General features: G+C 53.4%; 6 protein-coding genes. 4 read left to right on the forward strand and 2 right to left on the reverse strand.

The genetic code is table 11. The features are described 5' to 3' along the window. Positions 1-65 precede the first annotated feature (65 nt). Entirely contained in the window at positions 66-329 is a 264-nt protein-coding gene (locus ABD892_RS11895) for a hypothetical protein (protein ID WP_345195903.1), read from the forward strand. Between the two features lie 100 nt (positions 330-429). Here ABD892_RS11895 and ABD892_RS11900 read toward each other — a convergent pair whose 3' ends face one another. Both ABD892_RS11900 and ABD892_RS11905 read right to left on the reverse strand, forming a co-directional pair. Continuing rightward, on the reverse strand, positions 430-915 hold the full coding sequence (locus ABD892_RS11900; protein WP_345195904.1) for a YchJ family protein: 486 nt from the start codon (positions 913-915) through the stop codon (positions 430-432). A gap of 10 nt (positions 916-925) precedes the next feature. Next, complete coding sequence (locus tag ABD892_RS11905) at positions 926-1414, reverse strand: DUF6231 family protein (protein ID WP_345195906.1); 489 nt, start codon at positions 1412-1414, stop codon at positions 926-928. 212 nt (positions 1415-1626) lie between these two features. Here ABD892_RS11905 and ABD892_RS11910 point away from each other — a divergent pair, with 212 nt between their 5' ends. The 3 genes from ABD892_RS11910 to ABD892_RS11920 are packed head-to-tail and all read left to right on the forward strand — an operon-like array spanning position 1627 to position 5231. Next, complete coding sequence (locus tag ABD892_RS11910; RefSeq protein ID WP_345195907.1) at positions 1627-1905, forward strand: DUF1145 domain-containing protein; 279 nt, start codon at positions 1627-1629, stop codon at positions 1903-1905. A gap of 9 nt (positions 1906-1914) precedes the next feature. Further along, a complete protein-coding gene (gene dinG, locus ABD892_RS11915; protein ID WP_345195909.1) occupies positions 1915-4056 on the forward strand; it encodes an ATP-dependent DNA helicase DinG in 2142 nt (713 codons plus the stop codon). Further along, complete coding sequence (locus tag ABD892_RS11920; RefSeq protein WP_345195910.1) at positions 4053-5231, forward strand: serine hydrolase domain-containing protein; 1179 nt, start codon at positions 4053-4055, stop codon at positions 5229-5231. The genes dinG and ABD892_RS11920 overlap by 4 nt, the downstream gene beginning before the upstream one ends. Positions 5232-5594 lie beyond the last annotated feature (363 nt).

Here is a 5594-nt window from a genome sequence, read left to right on the forward strand (position 1 = left end):
CGGGTCATTGATTACTCACTGACCACCCCCTGTTTAAGTTGGAAATTTCAGAAGAGGCGACAACTATGCTGGCACAGGGGGGGTATTACTTTGCATCTCAAATGGCTGCTGAAAAACAAGCTGTTGAAAATACGGCTGCAAGCTTGAAAGGAGAGGAAAAAATACGATTGATGCGTCAAGCTAAAGAGAGAGTGCAGACTTATCCTCAAGATGAAACAAGGCGTGAGAATGTTGAGTCTGACTGGTGTCAGATTATCATTGAGAGCGTTTTTGAGAAACTTGTATCTGAGTATGGAGCATTTGAAATGGCTGAATTGACAGAGCAGTAGTTCAGACCTTCCCGGAGAATGACGTTTTGGGGAAAGTTAACAGATCCGGATAAATCTGAACTACAACTCTTACAGATTCAGGTTGGTTTTCTGTAACACGTTATTTATTCATACAGCATTTTTTGTATTTCTTGCCGCTCCCGCAGGGGCAAGGGTCGTTTCTACCGGTATTTGAGCCGGTTGCGCTGGTAGGGTCAATGAAAAACCATTGCCCTTCTTCACGAATAAACGAGGAGCGTTCTTGGTGAACATCGGTTTTACCGTTGGCTTTTAAGCGGTAGGTTGCCCGGAATTCCACCTCGCCTGCGGTGTTGTCGACTTGTCCTTTGTCAGTATCGATGATTTCCAGCTGGCGCCATTCTGTCGCATCAGCCCAGTCTTGCAGTGCCTTGTGTTGCAGATAGCGTTGTTGTCTCGGCCAGGTGGTGGCGATGATGTAATTAATCAATCCCAACGCCCAGGCGCTGTAGCGGGAACGCATCAGTTGTTCAGCGGTTTCCGGTCGGGCCTCGCCTCGGTGAAAACGGGCGCAGCAGTCGTCATAGGCGGCACCAGTACCGCAGGGGCAGATGTGTTGTTCAGTCATAAGACGGTGGTTACCACCAGTATTTGCCAAAATGTTCCGGATTGGCCCAGTGTTTTGCGTTGAGCCAGTCCGGTGTGGTTTTGTAGGAGGCGATGTCGTAGGTGCAGAACCAGAGGGTTTGACAGTCGCGCTGGAAACGTTCGCTGATCCGCAGGCCGAGGCTGTAGATGTCGGTATCGAGCCAGTTGTCGGCAGCGGTTGGATCAAGCAGCAGCGCGATCCGTTCACAGTATCGGTTTCGAAGCCCTGCCACCAACGTCATAGCCGTCGGCTTGTCCAGACTTTCCAGGCGCTCAGCGATGATGGCGAGATCAAAATGCGCCGTATCCGAGAGGTCTGATAAATCCCTGATCAATGTGCAATCACAATCCGTGTTCTGCGTCAGCCAGGCAGTCACGACGGCAGGCATCGCATCCGCACATACCAGCAGTTTTGCCGGCTGATATTGCTCAAGTACGGCGATGATGGCGTGGTTGGGGCTGTGTTCGGGCGTGGTCATGCTGCTGGTAAGGTTTCCGACATTCGGTTTCCGGATTATCGCCAAAACCACACCCCGTAGCCAGCCTGTCTGGGATAGTTACAGTTTTACAGTGGGGAATGTCACCCGGCACTATGCAAAAACTGCAATCATTTACCTGTATCTAGATACAGTCTTTTTATGGGAGTTGCGATACACTGCTGCTTTGTTTCCCTGATTCCTGCAGGTCATTCATGAAAGCAATGCTCGCGCTTGGTCAACTGCTTACACTGGGCTTCTGGCTGGGTGTCATCCTGAATTTCTTCATGCCGTTTCCGGCCCCTCTCGATAGCATTTTCCTGATTGCCGGTGGTTTGATCCTGCTGGTGCATGGAATTGAGGTGGCGATCTGGCGCGAGCGTATCCGTGCCATGAGTGACCGTTTTGTGATGGATTGTCTGTTGATACTCGTCTTCGGTTTTTTCCACATGGCGACGCTGATGTTGCGTCAGCAGCCGGTACAGGAGCACTGACGGTCGCCAATGCTCAGTAACGAGATCAAAACTTCGATCCAGAAAGCCTATACGTCTTTTCTGAATGGCAAGGAGCTTAAGGCCCGGCTTGGCCAGAAGCTGATGATTGCCGAGATCGCCAAGACCCTGGGCGCCATTGACCAGGACGATAGCGGCAAGCGCACCTCGGATCCTGCCGTTTGCGTGGTGGAAGCGGGGACGGGTACCGGTAAAACGGTCGGTTATTGCCTGGCATCGATTCCTGTTGCCAAGGCGATGGATAAAACACTGGTGATCGCGACCGCAACTGTCGCTCTGCAGGAACAGGTCATCAACAAAGATCTGCCAGAGATTCGCCAGCACAGCGGTCTGGATTTTTCCATTGCCCTTGCCAAGGGACGTCGCCGTTATCTGTGTCTGCAGAAGCTGGATCTGTTGCTGCAATCCACCCAGGCGGCCTCTGCCACCATGGCCCTGTTTCAGGAAGAAGGATTTTCCATCGACCTGGATAAAGACGCCCAGAAGCTCTATGAAGAGATGCTCGGTGCCATGGCGGGCAGCCGCTGGGACGGTGACCGGGACAGCTGGCCAGTAGCCGTGGATGATGAACAGTGGCAGCAGTTGACGGCGACCCATGCCCAGTGCAGTGGTCACCGGTGTCCGCATTTTTCCAACTGTCCGTTCTACAAGGCGCGGGGTGCGCTGGATAAAGTGGATGTCATTGTCACCAACCATGACCTGGTGCTGTCAGATTTGATGCTGGGTGGTGGTGCGATCCTGCCGCCGCCCAAGGATTGCATCTATATCTTCGATGAAGGGCATCATTTACCTGACAAGGCCATAGATCATTTCGCCTGCGAAACTAAACTGGGCGATACCGGTCGCTGGTTGGAACAGTCGACTAAACAGCTGGAAAAAATCCTGGCGCAGCATCCGTTACCGGGTGAGATTGGTGGCTGGTTTGAGCGTCTGGCCGGTAAATACAAGGAGCTGGTGACCGATCAGCAGTTTATGCGCGAAGCGCTGATGTCGGCGGCTGAGTTTCGTCAGGAAGAAGAGACGGAATCGGGCAGAACCCTGCTCTATCGTTTTCCCGATGGTGTGATTCCAGAGGAATTGCGGGAGCTGGCAGGGCGCTTGAAATCCGGATTCAGTGCCTCGGTGGATTTGGCGGATCGCATTGTTGCTGAGCTGAAATCGGCCATGGATGATGAAGTGAGCGGTGTCGACCGACTCCATGCCGAACAGGTATTTCCGGTGGTCGGGATGATGCTGCTGCGTCTGCAGAACAACCTGGCGTTGTGGGAGTCATGGAGCATTGCTGATCCGGAAGGTGAGCCGCCGGTCGCCCGTTGGTTGCGTCTGGTGGAATACCATGGCAGTCAGGACCTGGTGGTTTCCAGCAGCCTGATTCTTGCTGGCAAGATCTTGCGACAGCATCTCTGGAATACGGCCTATGGGGTGGTGGTGACATCGGCGACATTGACGGCGCTTGGGAAGTTTGACCGGTATCGCACGCGTTCGGGGCTGCCAAAAGACGCTAACTGCCAGAGTGTTCCCAGTCCGTTTCGTCATGGGGATGCGGCGGTGCTGTCAGTCCCGGTATTGCGCTCTGATCCCGGTGATGCCAGTGGACATACTGAAGAAATCATTGAGCAGCTGCCTGCGTTGATTGGTGAGGTGCAGGGAGCTCTGGTGTTGTTCTCTTCCCGCCGGCAGATGCGTGATGTCTATTTCGGTTTGACGGGCGAGTTCCGTGACCGGGTGATGCTGCAGGATGACTATACCAAGCAGGAGCTGATTCGGCGGCACAAGGAGATCATTGACGATGAGGGGCGTAGTGTGATCTTTGGTCTGGCCAGTCTGGCGGAAGGTATCGATTTGCCCGGGGTTTACTGCGAGCACGTCATCATCGCCAAGATTCCGTTTGCTGTGCCGGATGATCCGGTGGAAGCGGCCTTGTCGGAATGGATTGAATCCCGTGGTGGTAATCCGTTTATGGAGATTTCCGTGCCGGATGCTGCCATTCGCCTGGTTCAGGCCAGTGGTCGATTATTACGTCGGGAGGATGATACCGGTCGAATTACGGTGCTGGATCGTCGTCTGGTGACGCGTCGTTATGGACAGGCATTGCTGAATTCCATGCCCCCTTACCGGAGAGAGATTGCATGACAGCGGCCGACGGTGTGCGTGGCTACCATGATCTGCGTTTTGAGTCCGTACGGGAAGTCTTTGGACAGCTCTTTTCCGAAGGGGAAGAGCTGGGCGCAGCCTTGGCTGTTACGGTTGCCGGTGAGCCGGTGCTGGACCTCTGGGGTGGTTTCATGGACAAGGAGCGAACGGAACCCTGGCACCATGACACACTGGTGAATGTATTTTCCTGTGGCAAGGGCGTTGCCAGCCTTTGCATGCTGCGGCTGGTACAGGAAGGGCTTTTATCGCTGGATGCGTCGGTTGCCAACTATTGGCCTGAATTTGATCAGAATGGCAAAGAGAGCATTACGCTTCGTCAGATTCTGACCCATACCGCAGGGCTGTCAGCATTTCATCCTCGCATTCCGGATGAGGATCTCTTCGATTGGTCAACCATGGTGAGCTGGGTGGAGCTGGAATCCCCCTGGTGGGAGCCGGGTTCCCGTCATGGTTATGCACCGATTACGTTCGGCTGGCTGCTGGGCGAATTCTTTTACCGGGTAGCCGGTGAGCGTATGGGGCAATGGCTGCAGCGTAATATCATGGCGCCATTGGGCGAGAGTTTTCTGTTCGGTATTCCCGATGACGATCACGGACTGATTGCCCGAATGACTAAAGGCGAACCGGTACGTGGTGATAAAGCCGCCCAATTGTTGTTTCGGGAAATGACCGGAAATCCCACTGGAGTAACAGCCCGTGCATTCAGTAACCCGATGAGTGTACTCATCAGTGCCAACCGGCCGGAGTGGCGTCGTATGGAGCTTCCGTCTGCCAACGGCCATGGAACAGCGAGGGCGTTGGCCAAAGTCTATGGTTTGTTGTCAGCGGGTAACGGACAGCTGTTGGATGATCAGTTGTTAGATGAAGCGATTCAGGAGCAAGTCTGTGGCACCGATGCTGTGCTGAAATGCAGTAGCCGATTTGGGCTGGGCTTTATGCTCGGCCAGCCGGATCATCCCTTAGCTGGTTTTGGTCCGTCCCGTCGTGCATTTGGGCATACCGGCGCTGGCGGTTCGCTGGCGTTTGCAGATCCTGACCGGCAGATCGGTTTTGCTTTTGTCACCAATCGCATGGGGCCTTATGTGCTGGTTGATCCAAGGGCTGAGATATTGATTAATGCGGTTTATCAGACGTTTGATAACCACGATTTATAAATCTTGATGCAGCGGATCAGCAAATAATCAGTTTTGTAGAGGCTTGGATAAACTATCTGGTGCTAGAGAATTTCAATCGAGCCTCCACCTACATAAGGCAATATCCTTTGCCTCGGTTTATGGTGGGGGGTTCAGTTGAACGGTAAAAATGGTTACCCAAAAAAGAAAAATTCACCGGCAGGAACAGTGTCTGGAGTTAACTTAGCCGCCATTATCGGCGTTGTTTCTGATATAAATAATTCATTGGGCACGGATGGTAAGCATTAGCGGGGGCAACGTTAACCTTTCCTGATTACCACTGTGGCTCAGCCAGCTTGAGAAGCCTTGCTGGCATGGGGCAGGTTCGCGCAGCCATGTAACCCA

Source organism: Kistimonas scapharcae, from assembly GCF_039540975.1.
In the GTDB taxonomy this organism is placed as follows: Bacteria; Pseudomonadota; Gammaproteobacteria; order Pseudomonadales; family Endozoicomonadaceae; genus Kistimonas; species Kistimonas scapharcae.

Excerpts from the sequence above, each read along its gene's own strand:
- ABD892_RS11920 (WP_345195910.1), top strand. The coding sequence starts at position 4,053 with ATGACAGCGGCCGACGGTGTGCGTGGCTACCATGATCTGCGTTTTGAG.
- ABD892_RS11905 (WP_345195906.1), bottom strand. The coding sequence starts at position 1,414 with ATGACCACGCCCGAACACAGCCCCAACCACGCCATCATCGCCGTACTT.
- dinG (WP_345195909.1), top strand. The coding sequence starts at position 1,915 with ATGCTCAGTAACGAGATCAAAACTTCGATCCAGAAAGCCTATACGTCT.
- ABD892_RS11910 (WP_345195907.1), top strand. The coding sequence starts at position 1,627 with ATGAAAGCAATGCTCGCGCTTGGTCAACTGCTTACACTGGGCTTCTGG.
- ABD892_RS11895 (WP_345195903.1), top strand. The coding sequence starts at position 66 with ATGCTGGCACAGGGGGGGTATTACTTTGCATCTCAAATGGCTGCTGAA.
- ABD892_RS11900 (WP_345195904.1), bottom strand. The coding sequence starts at position 915 with ATGACTGAACAACACATCTGCCCCTGCGGTACTGGTGCCGCCTATGAC.